Genomic DNA, 669 nt, shown 5'->3' with positions numbered 1-669 from the left:
GTGACCGCGGTGGTGGGCGAGAACGGCTCGGGCAAGAGCACGCTGATGAAGGTCCTGGCAGGGCTGCTGCTTCCGCAGAGCGGCACCGTCCGCTGGGGAGACTCGCCTGACCTGGCCGACCTGGACCGCTCCCAAGTCTTCTCCCGTGTCTCCCTGTTGACCCAGGACTTCCAGCGCTGGCCGGTGACGGCCGCGCTGAACATCCGGATCGGCCGCCCCCACCAGGAAGCGCAACACGAGGAACTGGAGCCCTCGGTCGACTACGCCCGCGCGACCCCCGTCATCGCGAAACTGCCCCACGGGCTGAGGACACTGCTCGCCCGGATGTTCCGCGGCGCCTCGGAGATCTCCGGCGGCGAATGGCAGAAGATCGGTCTGGCCCGCACCCACTGGCGCAGCGCGACCAGCACGGCGGACAACGTGCTGATAGTCGACGAGCCCACGTCCGCACTGGACCCTGAAGCGGAGATCGCGGCCTTCGAGCGGATCCGCCAACTCGCGGGGCCCACCCGGGCCGTCGTCCTGGTGACCCACCGCATGTCCGGAGTCCGCTATGCCGACACGATCTACGTACTGAACCAGGGACGCCTGGTGGAACAGGGCAGTCACGACGAACTCATCGCGGCGGACGGGCGATACGCCGCGATGTTCCACACCCAGGCCGCCCAG

Annotated in this window: 1 protein-coding gene; it reads left to right on the top strand. The window is 68.8% G+C overall.

What is annotated here, in order from left to right; genetic code table 11:
- A partial coding sequence (locus J0695_RS40840) for an ATP-binding cassette domain-containing protein (RefSeq protein WP_206969852.1) occupies positions 1 to 669 on the top strand: 669 nt, incomplete at both ends.

This window comes from Streptomyces beijiangensis, assembly GCF_017315755.1.
Lineage (GTDB): Bacteria > Actinomycetota > Actinomycetes > Streptomycetales > Streptomycetaceae > Streptomyces > Streptomyces beijiangensis.
This window is presented reverse-complemented; position numbering and strand designations above follow the sequence as displayed.